The following is a 17,934-nucleotide window of genomic DNA, read 5'->3' as shown; positions in this document are numbered from 1 at the left end:
GATCCCATGAAGCTGATCGTTCGCACCCTCCTGCTGTGCGCCCTGGCCCTGCCGGCCTGGGCCCAGGCTCCGCAGCCCCCCGAAGTGGCGGCGCGCCAGTACCTGCTGTTCGATGTCAGCAGCAACCAGATCCTGGCCGAGCGCGAGGCCGATACGCAGGCCGAGCCGGCCTCCCTGACCAAGCTGATGACGGCCTATCTGGTCTTCAATGCGCTGAAAGAAAAGCGCCTGACCCTGCAGCAGGAGTTGCCGGTGTCGCAGCGGGCCTGGGCCGAGCGCAAGGGCGACCCCTCGCTGATGTTCATCGACACCACCATGCGCCCCAAGGTGGACGAGCTGCTGCACGGCATGATCGTGCAGAGCGGCAATGACGCTTCGGTGGCGCTGGCCGAGGGCGTCAGCGGCACGGTGGAGCAGTTCGTCGAGCTGATGAACCGCCAGGCCAAGGCCTGGGGCCTGAAGAACACCCAGTTCAAGAACGTGACGGGCATGAGCGAGCCCGGGCACTACAGCTCGGCGCGCGACCTCTCCGTCATCGCCGCCCACCTCATCCTCGACCACGCCGAGTACTACGGCTACTACAAGGTCCGCGAGTACACCTACAACAAGATCAAGCAGGGCAACCGCAACCTGCTGCTGGCGCGCGACCCTTCGGTGGACGGGCTGAAAACCGGCTACACCGAGGCGGCGGGCTACTGCCTGATCACCAGCGCGCTGCGCGACTTCCCCAATGGCAAGCGCCGCCTGCTGAGCGTGGTGCTGGGCACGGCCTCGAAGGAGGCGCGCGCCAATGAAAGCCAGAAGCTGCTGAACTGGGGCTTCAGCGCCTGGGATGGGCTGCGCCTGTACGAAGGCGGCAAGACGCTGGCCGAGGTGGAGGTCTGGAAGGGCCAGGCCAAGAAGGCCAAGCTGGGTGCGGCCCAGCCGGTGTTCGTCACCGTGCCGCGCGGCGAAGGCGCCAAGCTGCAGACCGAGCTCAAGCGCACCGACCCACTGATCGCCCCCTTGCAAAAGGGTCAGCGCGTCGGCACCCTGACGGTCAAGAGCGCAGCCGGCGCACCGCTGGCGGAGCTGCCGGTGGTGGTGCAGGAAGCGGTGCCTGAGGCGGGCCTGTTCGGTCGCCTGTGGGACGCCATGCGTTTGTGGATCAAGTGAAGGGCCACGCCATGAAGCCGGAAGAGTCGCTGATCGAGTACCCCTCGCAGTTCCCCATCAAGGTGATGGGCGCGCATGTGGAGGGCTTCGTCGAGGCCATCGGCCATGTGGCGCTGCAGTTCGACCCGGGCTTTGACGTCCGAACCATCGAGCAGCGGCCCTCCAAGGGTGGCAACTACCTGGGGCTGACCATCACCATCACGGCCACCAGCCGCGAGCAGTTGGATGAGCTCTACCGCACGCTCACCACGCATCCGATGGTTAAGGTGGTGTTGTAGGCGTCGGCTCGTTCAGCGCGCGCTCCAGTTCTTCGAACTTGGCGGCAGCGGCCACGTCACCCTGGGCGGCTGCGCGGCCGTACCAGCTCTGGGCCAAGCGCAGATCGCGCGGCAGGCCCAGGCCCTTCTCGTACATCGAGGCCAGCAGGTACTGCGAGCCCAGCTCGCCGCGCTCGCCGGCCTGGCGGAACCAGGCGGCGGCCTGCTTGAAATCCTGCTCGACCCCACGGCCCAGGTAATGGGCCAGGCCGATGGCCTCCATGGCGCCGGCATGACCGCCTTGCGCCAGCCGGCCATACCAGTGCAACGAGGCTTTGAGGTCGCGTGTCGGCCCCGGCAGTTCCAGCAACTGGGCCAGCGCCCATTGCGCGGCGCGGTCGCCGTCCGTCGCGGGGGCATGCAACAGGCGCAGGGCTTGGGCGCGGTCGCCGGCATCCAAGGCCTGCTGTGCCGCATCCAGGGCATCGGCCTGGGCGAGATTGAGCAGCAGGACCAGCAGCAGCGCACGCATGGGCCGACGCTAGCATCCCGAGCATGATTCTCAAGACCCTGGGCCGGGTGGACTGGCAAGACACGGCCGCCGCCATGCAAGCCTTCACCGCCGCGCGCGGGCCCGACACAGCTGACGAGCTGTGGCTGTGCGAACACCCGCCCGTCTTCACGCTCGGTCTGGCCGCCAAGCCCGAGCACCTGCTGGCGCCGGGTGACATCCCGGTGGTGCAGAGCAACCGCGGCGGCCAGGTGACGTATCACGGCCCCGGGCAGATCGTGGCCTATCCGCTGGTAGACCTGAGCCGCCTGGGCATCTACGTCAAGGAGTACGTGTTTCGCCTGGAGGCCGCGCTGATCCAGACCCTGGAGCGCTTCGGGCTGACGGGTCTGCGCGTGCCCGGCGCGCCCGGCATCTACGTGCGCCTGGCCGATCCACGCGCCCATGCTGCGCCGCAGGGCCCGGCGCTGGATCCCTTCGAGGGCCTGGGCAAGGTGGCGGCGCTGGGCATCAAGATCAGCCGGCACTGCAGTTACCACGGCCTGGCGCTGAACGTTGCCATGGACCTCGAACCCTTTTCGCGCATCAACCCCTGTGGTTATCCCGGATTGCGAACGGTCGACCTCGTTACACTCGGCGGCCCCAGCGATTGGGCGGCCGTGGCCGCCGTGCTCACCGAGCGGCTGGCGGCGCAGCTAGGAGGCTGTCTGGCTTAGGGGCGGCCCCGCGTTGGACTTGGAAGGGGGCTCAGCCTAGGCGCCAAGCGCAGCCGTGCCAATGGCACGGCGAGCATTGGCAACGACGGATCAGCCCCCTTCCAAGCCCAACCCGCAGGGCCAGGGCAATTTGCAGGGCGAATGCGGCGTTGCCGGCTCGTTGTGTGGCTCTCCACACGGCCTCGCCGGCGCCTAGCCTCGCCCCGCAAATTGACCTGGCGCGGGGCCGCCCCTAAGCCAGACAGCCTCCTAAAGCCATGACGACCGAGACCCCGAGCAGCTACGACCCGTCCGAGAAGCAAAAGGGCGACGCCAAGACCAAGCGCATCCCCATCAAGGTGGTGCAGGCCGAGGTGCTGAAGAAGCCCGACTGGATCCGCGTGCGCGCGGGCTCGCCGAATACGCGCTTTTACGAAATCAAGCAGATCCTGCGCGAGCACAAGCTGCACACGGTCTGCGAAGAGGCCAGTTGCCCGAACATCGGCGAGTGCTTCGGCCATGGCACCGCGACCTTCATGATCATGGGCGACAAGTGCACGCGCCGCTGCCCCTTCTGCGATGTGGGCCATGGCCGTCCGGACCCACTCGATCCGAACGAGCCCGCCAACCTGGCCAAGACCATCGGTGCGCTCAAGCTCAAGTACGTCGTCATCACCAGCGTCGACCGTGACGATCTGATCGATGGCGGCGCCCAGCATTTCGTCGACTGCATCCGCGAGACCCGCGCGGCCTCGCCCGCAACCAAGATCGAGGTGCTGGTGCCCGACTTCCGCGGCCGCGACGATCGCGCGCTGGAGATCCTGAAGGCGGCCCCGCCGGATGTGATGAACCACAACCTCGAGACCGTGCCGCGCCTCTACAAGGAAGCGCGTCCCGGCAGCGACTACGCCTTCAGCCTGAACCTGCTGAAGAAGTTCAAGGCCGCGGTGCCGGACGTACCCACCAAGTCTGGCCTGATGGTCGGCCTGGGCGAGACCGACGAGGAGATCCTCGCGGTGATGCGCGACCTGCGCGCCCATGGTGTGGACATGCTGACCATCGGCCAGTACCTGGCCCCCAGCGGCCATCACCTGCCGGTGCGCCGCTATGTGCACCCGGACACCTTCAAGATGTTCGAGCTCGAGGCCGAGCAGATGGGCTTCAGCCACGCCGCCGTCGGCGCGCTGGTGCGCTCCAGCTACCACGCCGACCGCCAGGCGGCCGAGGCCGGCGCGATTTAGGCCCACCCCCGAAGCGGCCCAAGAGGCCGCCTCCCCCTCAAGGGGGCGCCACCAGTGGCCCGGCAAAGCCGGTTCCACGGTGGCCGCTTGATCAATGCGCCGCTGCCGAGAGCGATGCGATTCGCTCAAGTCGCGATCAGTTTTTCGATCAGTTGGTGCAGGGCCGGGAAGTCCGGCTCGCCCAGGATTTGCTTGACGATGCGGCCCTGCTTGTCGATCAGGAAGGTCGTGGGCGTCATGCGCACCGGACCGAAGGCATTGGCGATGGCGCCGGTGTTGTCGATCGCCACGCCGAAGGGCAGCTTGCGGGTCTGGGCAAACTGCGCCACATAGTCGGGTGGGTCGTACTGCATGGCCACGGCCAAGGTGTCGAAGCCCTTGCCCTGGAACTTGCGGTGCGTGGCGATGATCTCGGGCATCTCCTTTACGCAAGTGGCGCAGCTGGTGGCCCAGAAGTTCACCAGCATGACGCGACCGCTCCACTGGGCGCTGCTGTAGGTCTTGCCATCGAGCAGGGTGTAGTCCACCCGGGGAGCCGGAGTGCCGGCCTGCCAGTGCCAAGCCACGGCGCCCAGACCGGCGGCAGCCGCACCGGCCAAGCCGAGCAGGAGGTATCGACGATTCGTAGCCATGGCGCGATTCTCGCGCCTGGGCCAAGGCCCCACGGCCTGGGGGTCAGAGCCGGAAGGTCAGTTCCTGGCTGGCGGGGGCGAGTGCACGGCGCAGCAGGATAGGCAACTGGTTGGCCAGCTGGTCCTCGCGGCAGGGCGTGATGCCGGCGATGGCCGGCAAGGGCCCTCCGCCCGTGGGCAGGAGCTCAATGAAGGCAAAGCGCGGCGCATCGGCGCGCACATGGCAGCAGAACTGCTCCAGGTCGGGGCCATGCAGGCGCCCGTCGACGACGATGGCCTGCGGCAGGCGCTCCAGGCATTGCTGGAAGGCGACGTCGACCGAAGACAGCACCTCCAGCGACCAGCCCAGCGGCTCCAGCGCGGCGCGCGCCGACTGCACCAGTTCGGACCGAGCGCTCACCAGCAACACCTGCCAGCCCGCGAAGGGCCGCGTGTTGTGCCCGCTCTCGCTGTGGGCGGCCCCGAGATCCAAGGTCTCCAGCACCTCGTGCAGGCGCGGCACCGGGAAGTCGAGTTGAGCGACGCAGACCCCGGCCTCGTCCTCGCGCTTGACTTCGGCGCCCAGCAGCGCGGCCGTGTGCTCCACCAGCAGCCAGTTCAGGCCGCGGTGCGCCTCCGGCGCCGGGCCGCGGCTCAGCTGGTCCAGGTCGCGTACCGCGAAGCGGCAGCGCAGGCGGGCCCGTACCGGCCAGGGCGTGAGTTGCAGGTCCAGATCGATGGAGCTGCGCGTGTGCGACAGCGCCCAATCCAGCAGGCTGTTGAGCAGGCTGGTCACCAGCGTCGGGTCGCCCTGGATTTCGGCCAGATGCAGGTGCACGCGCAGTTGCAGGCCACGCACCGCGGCTTCGCGCCGCCGCGTGGCACAGACCTGCTCCAGGCATTCGTTCAGGGCCAGGCGGTCTTGCGCCGGCCGTACCCGGCCGCTGGCCAGGCGGCCAAGTTGGTGCGCCATGGCAGCGCCGTCGCGCGCGCGCCGCAGCGGCTCGCGCAGGCTGGCCAGTGCCGCGGCCAGCTCGCTGTTGCCATTGGCTTGCAGGGTTTGCAGGCGCTCCAGGGCCACCTGCAGCGGCTGCACCACCTCCGGCCCAAGCTGCGCCAGCACGGCACCCAGCTCGGTGGGCGCAGTGGCGGCCGCTTCGGCCGCGTTGGGGCGCGGCTGGGGAGGGGGGGACATGGGGATGAGGGGCGCCGCTGGGCTCAGGAGGCCTGAAGTGTGTGAATTACGGCCCGCCCCGTCCATCCCGGATGCGGGGGGCCTGGATGGGCGTTAGCCGAGCGCACCCGAGTGGCGCCAGAACTGCAACTTTTCGTCATCGGCCCCCAGCCATTCGCTCAGGATGGCGGCGTCATGCTCGCCCAGGCGCGGTGGCGGCCGGCGGTACTGCACCGGCGTGGCGCTGAACCGGATGGGATTGCCGACGGCCTGAAGCTGCGGCGCCAGCGCATGGGGCAGGGAAACCACCATGCCGCGCGCCTCCACCTGGGGCAGGGTGAGGGCCTCGTCCACGCCATTCACGGGTGCACAGGGCACGCCGGCCGCTTCCAGGCGCTCCAGCCAGCGGGCGCGCGGTAGCTCCGCCAGCACGGGGGCCAGGCAGGCCTCCAGCGCCGGGCGGTGTCGCACCCGCTCGGCATTGCTGGCAAAGCGGGCGTCCTGCGCCCATTCGGCATGGCCCAGGGCCTGGCAGAGGCGCTCGAACTGTCGGTCATTGCCCACGGCGATGACGATGTGCCCGTCCGCCGCCGCAAAGGCCTGGTAGGGCGCGATGCTGGGGTGGGCGTTGCCCTGGCGGCGCGGCGGCTGGCCGCTGCACAGGGTCTGGCTCGCCAGATTGGCCAGCATGGCCAGTTGGCAGTCGAGCAGGGCCAGATCGATGTGTTGACCCTGGCCGGTGGCGTCGCGGTGGCGCAGCGCGGCCAGGATGGCGACGCTGGCATGCAGGCCGGTGAACAGATCGGTGACCGCCACGCCCACCTTCTGAGGGCCGGCGCCGGGCTCGCCCTCGGGCACACCGGTCACGCTCATCAAGCCACCCAGGGCCTGGGCGACGAAGTCATAGCCAGGCCGCTCGGCCCAGGGGCCGGTCTGGCCGAAGCCAGTGATCGAGCAGATCACCAGGCGCGGGTGCTGCTGCAGCAGCTCGGCCGGGGCCAGCCCGTGGCGGGCCAGGTCGCCGACCTTGAAGTTCTCCACCAGCACATCGGCCTGGGCCGCCAGCTCGCGCACCAGGGCGGCGCCTTCGGGGTGGGCGAGGTCGATGGTGATGGAGCGCTTGTTGCGGTTGGCGCACAGGTAGTAGGCGGACTCGGCCGAGTCCGAGCCATCGGCCTCGGGCAGGAAGGGCGGGCCCCAGGCGCGCGTGTCGTCGCCCTTGCCCGGCCGCTCGACCTTGACCACGTCGGCGCCCAGGTCGGCCAGCATCTGCGTGGCCCAAGGGCCGGCGAGCACGCGGCTGAGGTCAAGGACACGGATGCCGGCAAGGCTTTGGGCGGGGCGGGTCATGGGGCGGTCAAGAAGGGTGGGGCCTGAATAATGCCCGCATGCGTCATTTCACGATTCTTGCGCTGGCCCTGGGGCTGGCGGCCTGCAGCCCGCGCTGGGATTGGCGCGAGCTGGAACTGGCCGACGCCGAGTTGCGCGCCCGCTTCCCCTGCAAGCCCGCCATTCAGACCCGAGATGGCGCCGGCCTGGCGCATTGCGAGCAGCAGGGGCTGCGCTTTTCGGTGGCCTGGGAGCGATTGGAGCGCCCCGAGCATCTGCAGCCGGCCTTGGCGCAGAGCGCGCCGCGCCTGGCCGGCCGGCTGGGCCTGGCCGTGCAGGGGCGCGTCGAGGCCGCCAGCGCGCCGGCCGGGGCGCTCGCCTTTCCGGAAAGCGGCGCCTACCTCCTGCAGGGGCCTCAGGGCCAGGCGCAGCTGCTGACCTGGGTGCGCGGCATGCGCATCTACCAGGCCTTGGTGCAGGGCAAGACCCTGGATGCCGAGGCGGCTTACGAGTTCCTGCAAGGCCTGCAGCACCCGCACTCCGGATAATCCCGGGCATGGTCCAGCTCCTTCTCGTGGCCCACGCTCCGCTGGCCTCCGCGCTGGCGCAGGTGGCCCGGCACACCTACCCGGGCTGCAGCGCCCAGCTGCAGACCCTGGACATCCCGCCCGAATGGGACCTGCAGGCCGCAGAAGCCGCCATTCGCGCGCTGTTGCCGGCTGATCAGCCCGTGTTGCTGCTGGTGGATACGCCCGGCGCCACGCCCTGCAATGCCGCCCAGGCCGCACTGGCCGGCCGCAGCGATGCCGCGCTGGTGCACGGCGTGAACGTGCCCATGCTGTGGCGCAGCCTGTGCTACGGCAGCCTGGGCCTGGCAGAGTTGGCACAGCGCGCCGTCGAGGGCGGTTTGCGCGGTGTCGGGCAAGCCCCGGGCGGCGCCTGATTCGCAGCGGCTAATCTCGGGGGCATGCAGAAGTCGACCCTGAAGATCATCAACAAGCTGGGCCTGCACGCGCGTGCCTCCGCCAAGCTCACCAAACTGGCCGGCAGTTACCGCTGCGAAGTCTTCCTGAGCCGCAACGGCCGGCGCGTGAATGCCAAGAGCATCATGGGCGTGATGATGCTGGCGGCGGGCATGGGCAGTGAGGTGGAACTGGAAACCGAGGGCGAGGACGAAGCCCAGGCCCATGAGGCCATTGCCGCCCTGGTGGCGGACCGTTTCGGCGAAGGCGAGTAAGGACAGCGGCGATGAGCTTCCAGGTCTTCGGCACGGCGGTTTCGCGCGGGGTGGCCATCGGGCGCGCCGTGCTGGTGGCCTCCAGCCGCCTGGATGTCGCGCACTACTTCGTCGATGAAGCGCAGGTACCCGTTGAAGTGGCGCGCTGCCATGCCGCGCGCGATCAGGTGGCCGAGGAGCTCACCCTGCTGCGCGATCAGCTGCCCCCCGACGCCCCGGCCGAGCTGGCCGCACTGCTGGACGTGCACCTGATGCTGGTGCGCGACGAAGCGCTGGTGGACGCGGCCGTCGATTGGGTGCGTGAGCGCCACTACAACGCCGAATGGGCGCTCTCTGCTCAGCTGGAAGTGCTGGCGCGCCAGTTCGACGAGATGGAGGACGAATACCTGCGCGAGCGCAAGGCCGACCTCGAACAGGTGGTGGAGCGCATGCTCTCGGTGCTGACCCGCCAGGCCGACCCCACGCTGGGCCTGGCGCCGCGCGACTTCGCCGGCGAGGACCCGCTGCTGCTGGTGGCGGCCGACATCTCGCCGGCCGACCTGCTGGGCTTTCGCGACGGCGTGTTCAAGGGTTTCATCACCGACATCGGCGGCAAGACCTCGCACACGGCCATCGTGGCGCGCAGCATGGACATCCCGGCCGTGGTGGGCACGCGCGAAGCCTCGCGCCTGATCCGCCAGGACGACTGGGTGGTGATCGACGGCGATGCCGGTGCCGTCATCGTCAACCCATCGCCCATCGTGCTGGAGGAATACCGCTTCCGCCAGCGCCAGAGCGAGCTGGAGCGCGCCCGCCTGGCGCGCCTGCGCCACACACCGGCCGTCACGCTGGATGGCGAGGCGGTGCAGATGCACGCCAACATCGAGCTGCCCGGCGACGCCAAGGCCGCGCTGGCCGCCGGCGCCGAGGGCGTGGGCCTGTTCCGCTCCGAGTTCCTTTTCATGGGCCGCGGCGGCCAGCTGCCCAGCGAGGAAGAGCAGTACGAGGCCTACCGCCAGGCCGTCGAGGCCATGCAGGGCCGGCCCGTCACCATCCGCACGGTGGACATCGGCGCCGACAAGCCGCTCGACCGCGCGCCGGCCGGCGACGGCCGCTACGACCATGTGCTGAACCCGGCCCTGGGCCTGCGCGCCATCCGCTGGAGCCTGTCCGAGCCGGCGATGTTCCGCCAGCAGCTGCGCGCCATCTACCGTGCCAGCGCCCATGGCCCGGTGCGCCTGCTGCTGCCCATGGTGGCGCACATCAAGGAGCTGCGCCAGGTGCGCGACTGCATCACCCGCGTGCGCCAGCAACTGCTCGACAACCAGCAGCCCACCGGCCAGGTGGAGCTGGGCGTGATGATCGAGATACCGGCCGCGGCCCTGATCCTTGACGCGCTGCTACCGCTGGTGGACTTCGTCTCCATCGGCACCAACGACCTGATCCAGTACACGCTGGCCATCGACCGTGCCGATGAGTCCGTCGCCCACCTCTACGACCCCTGGCACCCGGCGGTGATGCAGCTGCTCGCCACGGTCATCGGCGCCTGCCGAGCGCGCGGCAAGGGGGTGAGCGTGTGCGGCGAGATGGCCGGTGACGTCGCCTTCACCGACGCCCTGCTCGCGATGGGCCTGCGCAGCTTCTCCATGCACCCCTCGCAGATCGCCTTCGTCAAGCAGCGCATCTTGCGCGCCGATGCCAGCAAGCTGGCGGCCCAGCTGCCGCAGCTGCTGAGCGACGAAGACCCGGAGCGCGCGGCCAAGCGCCTGGGCTGGGCCTAAGCGGCCGGATTCGGCTCAGCGCAGCCCCAGCCGCGCGAGCTTCTTGATCAGCCCGACGCGCGAGATGCCGAGCTGGCGCGCGGCCTCGCTCTGGTTGCCGCCGCTGGCCAGCAGGGCCTCGCGCAGCATGCGGCGCTCCAGTTCGTCCATGGCGTTGTCCAGCAGGCCGCCGGTCAAGGGCGCGGCGGGCTCTTCGGCCGGGGCCTCGCCGGCGGCCAGACGCAGCAGTTCGGCATCGACCTCGCGCTGACCCGGCATCAGAAGCGCACCGGCGGACTCGACCACGGCCTTGAGTTCGCGCACATTGCCGGGCCACTCGCGCCCACTCAGCCAGGCCAGGGCGGCGGCCGACAGCCCGGCGCCCGGCGCCACCCGCTGCAGCAGGCGCGCCGCCAGCAGGGGCACATCGGCGCGGCGCTCGCTCAAGGGCGGGGTGCGCAACACCACGCCCTTGAGGCGGTAGAACAGGTCCTCGCGGAAGCTGCCTTGCTTGACCATGGCCTCCAGGTCGCGGTGCGTGGCGGCCAGCACCCGCACCTGGGCCTGCTGGGCCTGGCGTCCACCCACCGGCACGAACGTGCCTTCCTGCAGGAAGCGCAGCAGCTTGACCTGCATGGCGGGCGGCATCTCGCCCACTTCGTCCAGGAACAGGGTGCCGCCATCGGCCGCGGCCACCAGACCGGGCTGGTCGCGGTAGGCGCCGGTGAAGCTGCCCTTCAGGTGGCCGAACAGCTCGCTTTCCAGCAGCTCGGCACTCAGCGCGCCGCAATGCACGGCCATGAAGGGACCGGCGGCGCGCGGGCTCAGGCCGTGCAAGGCGCGCGCCACCAGCTCCTTGCCGGTGCCGGTGGGGCCCAGCACCAGCACGCTGACCTGGGTGGGGCCGACGCGCCGCAGCATGGCGCGCAAGCCCTGCATGGGGGCGGAGTTGCCGATCAGCCCCAGGTCATCGTCGGCATCGGCCGCCGCCTGGGCGGCGCGCAGCCGGGCCAGCTCGGCTTCCAGCCGTGCCTTGCGCAGCGCGCGTGCCACCACGAAGCGCAGCAGCTCGGGGTCGATGGGCTTGCTGATGAAGTCCCAGGCACCCAGCTCGGCGGCGCGCAGGGCCAGTTCGTGCTCGCCATGGCCGGTCAGCACCACCACCGGCACGCGCGCAGCGAATGGGGGAATCAGCTCCAGCCCGCGCTCCGGGTCCATGCTGGGCGGCATGGCCAGGTCCAGCAGCACCAGCTCGGGTGCGTGCTCGGCGAATTGGGCCTGCGCCTGCGCGCCATCGCCCGCCAGCAGCACCTGGTGGCCGAGGCTGCGCAGGAAGGCGCCACCCAGGCGCTGGAAGGCGGGTTCGTCGTCCACCAGCAGCAGCTTGCCGGTGCCTTCAGGGGCAGTCGGGTTCATCGTGGAAAGCTCAGTTCGAAACAGGTGCGCCAGCCGGGCTGCTGGCCCAGGCGGGCGCTGCCGCCATGCGCGGCCAGGATGCGCGCCACGATGGCCAGGCCCAGGCCGGTGCCGCCGGGGCTGCGCGAGGCAAAGGGTTCGAACACCCGCTCGCCCAGGTCGGCCGGCACGCCGGGGCCGTCGTCGCAGATGCGCAGGCGCAGGTTCTGCTCGTCCCATTCGGCATCGATCTCGACCCGCTCGGCCAGCGCGTGGGCGTTGTCCAGCAGATTGGTCAGCGCCTGCTCCACGCGGCGCGGGTCCCAGTCCAGCGTCGGCGCCGCCGCCAGGCCGGGCCCGAGCACCAGCTTGGGCCAGCGCGGCGCCAGCGCCTGCAGCAGGGTCGCCGGCTCGCTGCGTTCGCGCTGCAGCTTCCAGGGTTTGGCGTAGTCCAGCAGGTCGCGCGTCAGATGGGCGATGCGCTCGACCTGGGTGCCCACCTCCTGGCGCGTCTCCGCCGGCGCCAGGGCCACGGCCATCGAAATGATGTTGAGCGGGTTGCGGATGTCGTGTGCCACCGTGGCGGCCAGGGCGCCCAGCTCGGCCAGCCGGGCCTGCAGCTGCTGCTCGCGCTCGCGCGCGGCCAGCTGCTGGGCTCGCTCCACCTGGGCCGCCGCCTCGGCCACCAGGCTGCCGAAGATTTCGGCCAGGTGGCGCGGGCCCGGCGGGGCGGCCTCCCAGCCCTTCAGCGTCAGTTGCCAGCCCTGCGCGCTGCGCTGCCCGTCCAGCCAGGGTTGACCGGTGGGCTCGGGCTGGCTGGGGTCCAGGCGCAAGGCCACGGGCATGGCCAGGCGCTGGCTCAGCAGGGCAGCGGCGCGCGCGGCCAGGGCCTCCAGGCTTTCGGCCCCGGCCAGTTCGCGCCGCCAGCCCGCCAGGTCCTCGGCACTGACCGTGCCGCCGGGGTAGATCAGCCGCTGCACGAAGCCGCGCACCGGCCCCACCAGCGCCAGGCAGGCGGCGGCCACGGCCAGGCCATTGAGCCAGCGCGAATCGAAGGGCAGCAGCAAGGGCATCAGGGCCACCACGCCCAGGCCGATGCCCAGCAGCAGGGTCCACACCAGCGCCCGGCCGGCCCAGGTGTTGGCGGCGAACACGCCGTAGCGCAGCACGCCGTAGACCAGGATCAGCGGGTACAGCGGCAGGCCCAGCAGGGGCCAGGGGTAGAGCGGCAGATCGGCCAGGGCGATGCCATAGCCGGCCAGGCAGAACAGGCTCCACAGGCTGGAGGCGGCCACGGCCAGGATCTGCTGACGCACCGGCGCCTGGGCACGCAGCAGTCCTTGCAGCAGCACGACCAGGCCGGCGCTGCCGAGCAGCACCCAGGCGGCGCTGGCGATCAGCCCGGGCGTCTTCACCACCGCCAGCCAGCCCACGTGTTCGCGCCAGACCAGCGCGGCTGGCTCGCTCAGCCAGGCCAGCAGGCTGCCGCCCACGCCCAGCGCATAGGCCAGGGCCACGGCCGCGGGGGGAAGGGCCAGACGGCAGAACACCGCACAGAAGTGAAAGAACAGCGCCGAGATGGCGGGCGCCAGGGACATCAGCTTGAAGGCCACCGGCCCGACCTCGGGGCCGAACCAGTTCGGCAACTCATTGCCGGCCATCCAGAGCGCGATGCCGCACAGAAAGGCCGCCAGCAGCCGCCCCCCGGCCACCCGCCCGGCCCAGGCCCACAGCACGCCGGCCAGCACCAGGGATTCAAAGATCGCCAGGCCGAGTGCGATACGGATGGGCATGGGTGTTAACCAAGTAAGCAGATAAGCGGTGCAGGACTGTATCCGAGGTATGCAGGTTGCATCGAAAAGTTCAATGAAATCAATGATTTACGACGTCGCGCCGCGTTGGCATGGTTCCCGCAATAGCAGGGCATGACGCCCCATGCCCTGCCCGCCCCGCTCTCTGCGTCCCCGGCCCCGCTGGACTTGGCCGCCCTGCTCGGCCCAGCCGCCTGGGCCCGGCTGCCCGCCGCCGTGCGGCGCCGCTTTGCCGCGGGCCACGCCGAGGCCCTTTACCGCGGTGAGCTGAGCCTGCGCTGCTCCCGCATCGGCCGCTTGTTTGCTTGGGCCAGCCGCTGCTTCAAGGGGCCGCTGACCACACTGCGGGCCAGCCACTTGCCTGCCACCGTGCGCGTGGCGCCGGACGGGCAGGGTGGGGTGGTGTGGGAGCGCTGGATCGGCAGCGGCCCAGACGCCACCTGCGTCTGTTCGACCAAGGAACTGGGCCCGCACGGCGGCCTGGTGGAGCGCACCGTGGGCGGCCTGGGCATGGCGCTGGACCTGTTCGAACAGGACGGCGCCCTGGTGTTCCAGAGCCGCCGCTACTTCCTGGCCTGGCGCGGCTTGCGCCTGCCCTTGCCGAACTGGGCCAGCCCGGGCGTCTGCCGCGTCAGCCACCAGGACCTGGGCGGCGGCCGCTTTCGCTTCAGCCTTGCCATGACGCACCCGCTCTGGGGCGAGACCTTTCACCAAACCGGCGTGTTCGCCGACCCCGAGGAGGCTTGAATGAACACCGTCTTCGCATTGCTCAGCTTTCAGGCCCTGCTGGGCGCCTTCGACAACCTCTGGCACCACGAGTGGGAGGCCAAGCTGCCGCAGCGCGTCTCGGCACGGCGCGAGCTGCGTCTGCATGCGGCGCGCGAGGCGTTGTATGCCCTGCTCTTCATCGGCCTGGCTTGGTTTGAATGGCATGGACTGTTCGCGGCCCTGCTGGCCGGCGTGCTGGGCGCCGAGCTCTGCATCACGCTGGCGGACTTTCTGGAGGAAGACCGCACGCGCCGCCTGCCACCCTTCGAGCGCTGGCTGCACACGGTGCTGACGGTGAGCTACGGGCTCTTCATCGGCCTGTTCGCGCCGATTGCCTGGGCCTGGGGGCAGCAGCCCAGCACCCTGGTCATCCATTCGCATGGCTGGGTCTCGGCCCTGTTCACGCTCTACGGCCTGGGCGTGGGGGCCTGGAGCCTGCGCAACGCGCTGGCGGTGCGCCGCCTGGGGGCTGCCAGCGGGCCCGAGCTGCCCAAGCCCGATCCATCGGCGCCGGCCGTGCTGGTGGCGGGTGCCACCGGCTTCGTCGGCCAGGCGCTGGTGGCGCAGCTGCGCCGCGAGGGCCGGCGCGTGATTGCGCTGAGCCGCGACGGCCGCCAGGCCCGCGCCCTGTTTGACCGCGGCGTCTGGGTGGTCGAGCGCCTGGAGGACATTCCCGCGGAGACCCGCATCGAAGCGGTCGTCAAACTGGCCGGCGCGCGCGTGCTGGGCCTGCCCTGGACGGCGGCGCGCCGCCGCGAGCTGCTGTGGAGCCGGGCCCGCGTGGCGGCGGACCTGCTGATGCTGATGCGGCGCCTGCAGCAGGCGCCTCGGGTGCTGGTGGCCGCCTCGGCGGTGGGCTTCTACGGTGCTCGCAATGACTGCACTCCGCAGCAGGAAGACACAGCGCCTGCAACGGGCGAGTTCCAGGCCGAGCTGTGCGCCGCGGTGGAGCACGAGGCACGGCGCGCCGAAGCCCTGGGCGTGCGCGTCGTGCGCCTGCGCTTCGGCGTGGTGCTGGGCCGAGGCGACGGCGCCTACCCGCCGCAAGCCCTGGCCGCCCGCCTGGGCCTGGCGGCGGTGCTGGGTTCCGGCGGCCAACCCGCGCCCTGGATCCATCTCGACGACGCCGTCGGCCTGATCCGCTTCGCGCTGGCCGAAAGTCGGCTGGAAGGTGCCGTCAACGCCTGCGCGCCGCAGGCGGTGGATCAAGCCGGCTTCACCCGGGCCTTGGCCGCTTCCTTCGGGCGCCGGGTGCGCCTGCGCCTGCCCGGTGCCCCGCTGCGCCGCCTGGCCGGGGAAATGAGCACCCTGCTGCTGGATGGCCAATGCGCCCCGCCATTCAAGGCCCTGGCGGCGGGCTACCGCTTCCGCCATGCCAGCCTGGACTCGGCCCTGGCCGATCTGGCGCGCTGAGGCCAGCGGGGACAATCCCGCCCCATGGCCCTGTTGTCTCTTACGAATGCCCATCTCGCCTTCGGGCATTGGCCGCTGCTGGACGCGGCGGAGTTTTCCCTCGAAACCGGCGAGCGCGTCGGTCTGATCGGCCGCAACGGCAGCGGCAAGAGCTCGCTGCTGAAGATCCTGGCCGGGCTGGAAAAGCTCGACGACGGGCTCTTGCAGCGCTCGCTCGAAACCCGAGTGGTCTATGTGCCGCAGGAGCCTGAGTTCGCGCCCGGCGCCACGGTGTTTGAGGCCGTGAGCGAGGGTGTGGCCGAGGCGCGTGACCTGCGCGCCCGCTTTGAAGCCCACGAGGGCGAGGACCTGGACGCGCTGCAGACTCGCATCGAAGCCCTGGGCGGCTGGACCTGGGAGCAGCGCGTTACCGAGAGCCTGCAGCGCCTGGGCCTGGATGGCGCGCGTCGCGTCGAGGAACTGAGCGGCGGCTTGAAGAAGCGCGTGGCCCTGGCGCGCGCCCTGGTGGCGCAGCCCGATGTGCTGCTGCTGGACGAACCCACCAACCATCTGGACCTGGACGCCATCCTCTGGCTCGAAGGCCTGCTGCGCGAGTTCCCCGGCAGCCTGCTCGTCATCACGCACGACCGCGCCTTTTTGGATGCGGTGTGCACCCGCATCGTCGAGCTGGACCGCGGCCAGCTGCGCGGCTACCCCGGCAACTTCGCGGCCTTCGAAGCCGCCAAGCAGCGCGAGCTGGAGGCCGAGGCCTTGGCCAATGCCCGCTTCGACAAGCTGCTGGCCCAGGAAGAGGTGTGGATCCGCAAGGGTGTGGAGGCGCGCCGCACCCGCTCGGTGGCGCGGGTGGCGCGCCTGGTGAAGCTGCGCGAGGAGCATGCGCAGCGCCGCAATGTGCAGGGCAAGGCCCAGCTCAAGGTGGATGCGGGCGAGAGCAGCGGCAAGCTGGTGGCCGAGCTGGTGGATGTGACCAAGGGCTTTGCCGGTGCGCCGCCGGTGGTCAAGAACCTCTCGGCCGTGTTCATGCGCGGCGACAAGGTCGGCCTGGTGGGCCCGAACGGCGCCGGCAAGACCACCTTGCTGAAGCTGATCCTGGGCGAGCTGCAGCCCGACAGCGGCAGCGTACGCACCGGCACCAAGATCCAGGTGGCGCATTTCGACCAGATGCGCGCCGGCCTGAACCTGGACGCCACGCTGGCCGACACCATCAGCCCCGGCTCGGAATGGATCGAGATCGGTGAGCAGCGCCAGCATGTGATGACCTATCTGCAGAACTTCCTGTTCGCGCCGCAGCGCGCCAACAGCCCGGTGCGCACGCTCTCGGGCGGCGAGCGCAACCGCCTGCTGCTGGCGCGCCTGTTCGCTCGGCCCGCCAATGTGCTGGTGCTGGACGAGCCGACCAACGACCTGGACGTCGAGACGCTCGACCTGCTGGAGGAGCTGCTGATCGAGTACGCCGGCACGGTCTTCCTGGTCAGTCACGACCGCCGTTTCCTCGACCGCGTTGTCACCAGCACCCTGGTGGCCGAAGGGCAGGGCGTGTGGCGCGAGTACGAGGGTGGGGTGGAGGACTGGCTGGCGCAGAGCCAGCGTGCCCGCGCCGCGGCCCAGGCCGCGGCCGCCCCCAAGGCGGAAGCTGCCAAAACCGCCCCGGCGCCGCGCAGCGATGGCCCGGCGCTGAAGCGCAAGCTCAGCTACAAGGAACAGCGCGAGCTGGAGGCGCTGCCGGCGCAGATCGAGGCTCTGGAAAAGGAACAGGCCGAGCTGAACGCCCTGATGAACGGCAGCGAGCTCTACACCCAGGGGGCCGAGCGCATCAGCCAGGTGACGGCGCGGGCTGCAGCCATCGACGAGGAGCTGATGGCGCTGCTGGAGCGCTGGACCGCGCTCAGCGACTGACTTTGTCCGCCGGCACAAAGCCGGCCACGCCATCCAGCTGCAGCAGCTGCTCGCCGTGGCGGATCACCACCGCGCTGACCTTGCGCCGCTGCCCGCCGTGCTGAACCTGCTCGCCGGGCTTGAAGGGCTTGGGCAGGGGCATGGCGGGCAGTTCGATGCGGCGGCCAGCGCGCGCATCCAGCCGGCCCTGACTTTGCTGGGCCAGGCGGGCCGCCAGCTCGGGGCGCTCGCGGGCCATCCAGTCCAGGCTGGCCTGCAAGGTGTCGCGCAGCTGCTCGGGGCTGAAGGGCTTGGCCAGCACGAACTGGGCATTCAGGGCCTGGGCGCGGGCCTTCAGTTCGGGGCTCAACTCAAAGCCCGTCAGGCCCAGGCGGCAGTGCGGGTGGCGGGCGCGCAGCTGGGCGTACAGCTCCAACCCGTCCGGGGTCTGTTTTGCAAAGGCGTCGGTGAACAGGAAGTCGGGCGCCCAGCCTTCGGCCTCCTGCAGGGCCTCGGCTGGCGTGGCAGCAAAGCGCAGCTGCTCAGGCGCAAAGCCCAGGCCACTGAGCAGGCGCTGCGCAAACTGGCGCACGCCTTGGAGCGGATCGACGACGAGGAAGCGCAGGGCGGGGGCGGCCATGGTGGGAACTCCGATTGAGTTCCATTATTCGGAGGCGCGACCGGGCTCCGCCTTGCGTTGGGCCAAGTCCCAGTGCGCTGGCA

Annotated in this window: 18 protein-coding genes; 11 read left to right on the top strand and 7 right to left on the bottom strand. The window is 70.5% G+C overall.

The genetic code is table 11. The features are described from left to right. The first annotated feature begins 6 nt into the window (after positions 1-6). Together ACE3QP_RS11715 and ACE3QP_RS11710 are read left to right on the top strand one after the other, a co-directional pair. Complete coding sequence (locus ACE3QP_RS11715) at positions 7-1,155, top strand: D-alanyl-D-alanine carboxypeptidase family protein (protein ID WP_374436240.1); 1,149 nt, start codon at positions 7-9, stop codon at positions 1,153-1,155. A gap of 11 nt (positions 1,156-1,166) precedes the next feature. Next, positions 1,167-1,433, top strand: a complete 267-nt coding sequence (locus ACE3QP_RS11710) for a DUF493 family protein (RefSeq protein ID WP_198111170.1) — start codon at positions 1,167-1,169, stop codon at positions 1,431-1,433. Here ACE3QP_RS11710 and ACE3QP_RS11705 read toward each other — a convergent pair. Then, positions 1,417-1,944, bottom strand: a complete 528-nt coding sequence (locus ACE3QP_RS11705; protein WP_374436239.1) for a tetratricopeptide repeat protein — start codon at positions 1,942-1,944, stop codon at positions 1,417-1,419. The genes ACE3QP_RS11710 and ACE3QP_RS11705 overlap by 17 nt on opposite strands. A 23-nt stretch (positions 1,945-1,967) precedes the next feature. Between ACE3QP_RS11705 and lipB the strand changes: the two genes are divergently transcribed. Together lipB and lipA are read left to right on the top strand one after the other, a co-directional pair. Continuing rightward, positions 1,968-2,639, top strand: a complete 672-nt coding sequence (gene lipB / locus ACE3QP_RS11700) for a lipoyl(octanoyl) transferase LipB (RefSeq protein WP_374436238.1) — start codon at positions 1,968-1,970, stop codon at positions 2,637-2,639. A gap of 257 nt (positions 2,640-2,896) precedes the next feature. Next, positions 2,897-3,859: a lipoyl synthase gene (lipA, locus tag ACE3QP_RS11695; RefSeq protein ID WP_374436237.1), complete on the top strand. Its 963-nt coding sequence runs from the start codon at positions 2,897-2,899 to the stop codon at positions 3,857-3,859. A 125-nt stretch (positions 3,860-3,984) separates the two neighbouring features. Here lipA and ACE3QP_RS11690 read toward each other — a convergent pair whose 3' ends face one another. From ACE3QP_RS11690 to ACE3QP_RS11680, 3 genes are all read right to left on the bottom strand, one after another. Continuing rightward, positions 3,985-4,491 (bottom strand): TlpA family protein disulfide reductase, encoded by a 507-nt coding sequence (locus ACE3QP_RS11690; protein ID WP_374436236.1) that lies wholly within the window; start codon positions 4,489-4,491, stop codon positions 3,985-3,987. 43 nt (positions 4,492-4,534) lie between these two features. Next, positions 4,535-5,665, bottom strand: a complete 1,131-nt coding sequence (locus ACE3QP_RS11685) for a hypothetical protein (protein WP_374436234.1) — start codon at positions 5,663-5,665, stop codon at positions 4,535-4,537. 93 nt (positions 5,666-5,758) lie between these two features. After that, a complete protein-coding gene (locus ACE3QP_RS11680) occupies positions 5,759-6,994 on the bottom strand; it encodes a CaiB/BaiF CoA transferase family protein (RefSeq protein ID WP_374436232.1) in 1,236 nt (411 codons plus the stop codon). A gap of 38 nt (positions 6,995-7,032) precedes the next feature. Between ACE3QP_RS11680 and ACE3QP_RS11675 the strand changes: the two genes are divergently transcribed. The 4 genes from ACE3QP_RS11675 to ptsP are packed head-to-tail and all read left to right on the top strand — an operon-like array spanning position 7,033 to position 9,970. Next, a complete protein-coding gene (locus tag ACE3QP_RS11675; protein ID WP_374436231.1) occupies positions 7,033-7,521 on the top strand; it encodes a hypothetical protein in 489 nt (162 codons plus the stop codon). A gap of 8 nt (positions 7,522-7,529) precedes the next feature. Then, positions 7,530-7,916: a PTS sugar transporter subunit IIA gene (locus ACE3QP_RS11670; protein WP_374436230.1), complete on the top strand. Its 387-nt coding sequence runs from the start codon at positions 7,530-7,532 to the stop codon at positions 7,914-7,916. Between the two features lie 24 nt (positions 7,917-7,940). After that, positions 7,941-8,210 carry an HPr family phosphocarrier protein gene (locus tag ACE3QP_RS11665; protein ID WP_374436228.1) on the top strand — a complete coding sequence of 90 codons (270 nt, stop codon included), beginning with the start codon at positions 7,941-7,943 and terminating at the stop codon, positions 8,208-8,210. Between the two features lie 11 nt (positions 8,211-8,221). After that, a complete protein-coding gene (gene ptsP / locus ACE3QP_RS11660; protein ID WP_374436227.1) occupies positions 8,222-9,970 on the top strand; it encodes a phosphoenolpyruvate--protein phosphotransferase in 1,749 nt (582 codons plus the stop codon). Between the two features lie 15 nt (positions 9,971-9,985). On the opposite strand, the gene ACE3QP_RS11655 is transcribed toward ptsP, so the two are convergent. Beyond that, positions 9,986-11,365: a sigma-54-dependent transcriptional regulator gene (locus ACE3QP_RS11655; protein ID WP_374436225.1), complete on the bottom strand. Its 1,380-nt coding sequence runs from the start codon at positions 11,363-11,365 to the stop codon at positions 9,986-9,988. Beyond that, a complete protein-coding gene (locus ACE3QP_RS11650) occupies positions 11,362-13,137 on the bottom strand; it encodes a sensor histidine kinase (protein ID WP_374436224.1) in 1,776 nt (591 codons plus the stop codon). Before ACE3QP_RS11650 ends, ACE3QP_RS11655 begins: the two co-directional genes overlap by 4 nt. 132 nt (positions 13,138-13,269) lie before the next feature. On the opposite strand from ACE3QP_RS11650, the gene ACE3QP_RS11645 reads away from it, so the two are divergent. The 3 genes from ACE3QP_RS11645 to ACE3QP_RS11635 are packed head-to-tail and all read left to right on the top strand — an operon-like array spanning position 13,270 to position 17,232. Continuing rightward, the gene (locus ACE3QP_RS11645; protein WP_374436223.1) at positions 13,270-13,902 is read left to right on the top strand and encodes a DUF4166 domain-containing protein; all 633 of its coding nucleotides are present in this window, start codon (positions 13,270-13,272) and stop codon (positions 13,900-13,902) included. Then, complete coding sequence (locus tag ACE3QP_RS11640; protein WP_374436221.1) at positions 13,903-15,336, top strand: TIGR01777 family oxidoreductase; 1,434 nt, start codon at positions 13,903-13,905, stop codon at positions 15,334-15,336. A 24-nt stretch (positions 15,337-15,360) separates the two neighbouring features. Next, a complete protein-coding gene (locus ACE3QP_RS11635; RefSeq protein ID WP_374436220.1) occupies positions 15,361-17,232 on the top strand; it encodes an ATP-binding cassette domain-containing protein in 1,872 nt (623 codons plus the stop codon). Here ACE3QP_RS11635 and ACE3QP_RS11630 read toward each other — a convergent pair. After that, on the bottom strand, positions 17,222-17,851 hold the full coding sequence (locus tag ACE3QP_RS11630) for a response regulator (protein WP_374436219.1): 630 nt from the start codon (positions 17,849-17,851) through the stop codon (positions 17,222-17,224). The genes ACE3QP_RS11635 and ACE3QP_RS11630 overlap by 11 nt on opposite strands. Between the last annotated feature and the right edge of the window lie 83 nt (positions 17,852-17,934).

This window comes from Inhella sp. (genome assembly GCF_041912635.1).
Lineage (GTDB): Bacteria > Pseudomonadota > Gammaproteobacteria > Burkholderiales > Burkholderiaceae_C > Inhella.
This window is presented reverse-complemented; position numbering and strand designations above follow the sequence as displayed.

What these genes read in the sequence shown, in the direction of transcription:
- ACE3QP_RS11655 (WP_374436225.1), bottom strand. Translation starts at nt 11,365, where the DNA reads ATGAACCCGACTGCCCCTGAAGGCACCGGCAAGCTGCTGCTGGTGGAC.
- ACE3QP_RS11630 (WP_374436219.1), bottom strand. Translation starts at nt 17,851, where the DNA reads ATGGCCGCCCCCGCCCTGCGCTTCCTCGTCGTCGATCCGCTCCAAGGC.
- ptsP (WP_374436227.1), top strand. Translation starts at nt 8,222, where the DNA reads ATGAGCTTCCAGGTCTTCGGCACGGCGGTTTCGCGCGGGGTGGCCATC.
- ACE3QP_RS11685 (WP_374436234.1), bottom strand. Translation starts at nt 5,665, where the DNA reads ATGTCCCCCCCTCCCCAGCCGCGCCCCAACGCGGCCGAAGCGGCCGCC.
- ACE3QP_RS11715 (WP_374436240.1), top strand. Translation starts at nt 7, where the DNA reads ATGAAGCTGATCGTTCGCACCCTCCTGCTGTGCGCCCTGGCCCTGCCG.
- ACE3QP_RS11645 (WP_374436223.1), top strand. Translation starts at nt 13,270, where the DNA reads ATGACGCCCCATGCCCTGCCCGCCCCGCTCTCTGCGTCCCCGGCCCCG.
- ACE3QP_RS11690 (WP_374436236.1), bottom strand. Translation starts at nt 4,491, where the DNA reads ATGGCTACGAATCGTCGATACCTCCTGCTCGGCTTGGCCGGTGCGGCT.
- ACE3QP_RS11650 (WP_374436224.1), bottom strand. Translation starts at nt 13,137, where the DNA reads ATGCCCATCCGTATCGCACTCGGCCTGGCGATCTTTGAATCCCTGGTG.
- lipB (WP_374436238.1), top strand. Translation starts at nt 1,968, where the DNA reads ATGATTCTCAAGACCCTGGGCCGGGTGGACTGGCAAGACACGGCCGCC.
- ACE3QP_RS11675 (WP_374436231.1), top strand. Translation starts at nt 7,033, where the DNA reads ATGCGTCATTTCACGATTCTTGCGCTGGCCCTGGGGCTGGCGGCCTGC.
- ACE3QP_RS11710 (WP_198111170.1), top strand. Translation starts at nt 1,167, where the DNA reads ATGAAGCCGGAAGAGTCGCTGATCGAGTACCCCTCGCAGTTCCCCATC.
- ACE3QP_RS11665 (WP_374436228.1), top strand. Translation starts at nt 7,941, where the DNA reads ATGCAGAAGTCGACCCTGAAGATCATCAACAAGCTGGGCCTGCACGCG.
- ACE3QP_RS11670 (WP_374436230.1), top strand. Translation starts at nt 7,530, where the DNA reads ATGGTCCAGCTCCTTCTCGTGGCCCACGCTCCGCTGGCCTCCGCGCTG.
- ACE3QP_RS11705 (WP_374436239.1), bottom strand. Translation starts at nt 1,944, where the DNA reads ATGCGTGCGCTGCTGCTGGTCCTGCTGCTCAATCTCGCCCAGGCCGAT.
- lipA (WP_374436237.1), top strand. Translation starts at nt 2,897, where the DNA reads ATGACGACCGAGACCCCGAGCAGCTACGACCCGTCCGAGAAGCAAAAG.
- ACE3QP_RS11680 (WP_374436232.1), bottom strand. Translation starts at nt 6,994, where the DNA reads ATGACCCGCCCCGCCCAAAGCCTTGCCGGCATCCGTGTCCTTGACCTC.
- ACE3QP_RS11640 (WP_374436221.1), top strand. Translation starts at nt 13,903, where the DNA reads ATGAACACCGTCTTCGCATTGCTCAGCTTTCAGGCCCTGCTGGGCGCC.
- ACE3QP_RS11635 (WP_374436220.1), top strand. Translation starts at nt 15,361, where the DNA reads ATGGCCCTGTTGTCTCTTACGAATGCCCATCTCGCCTTCGGGCATTGG.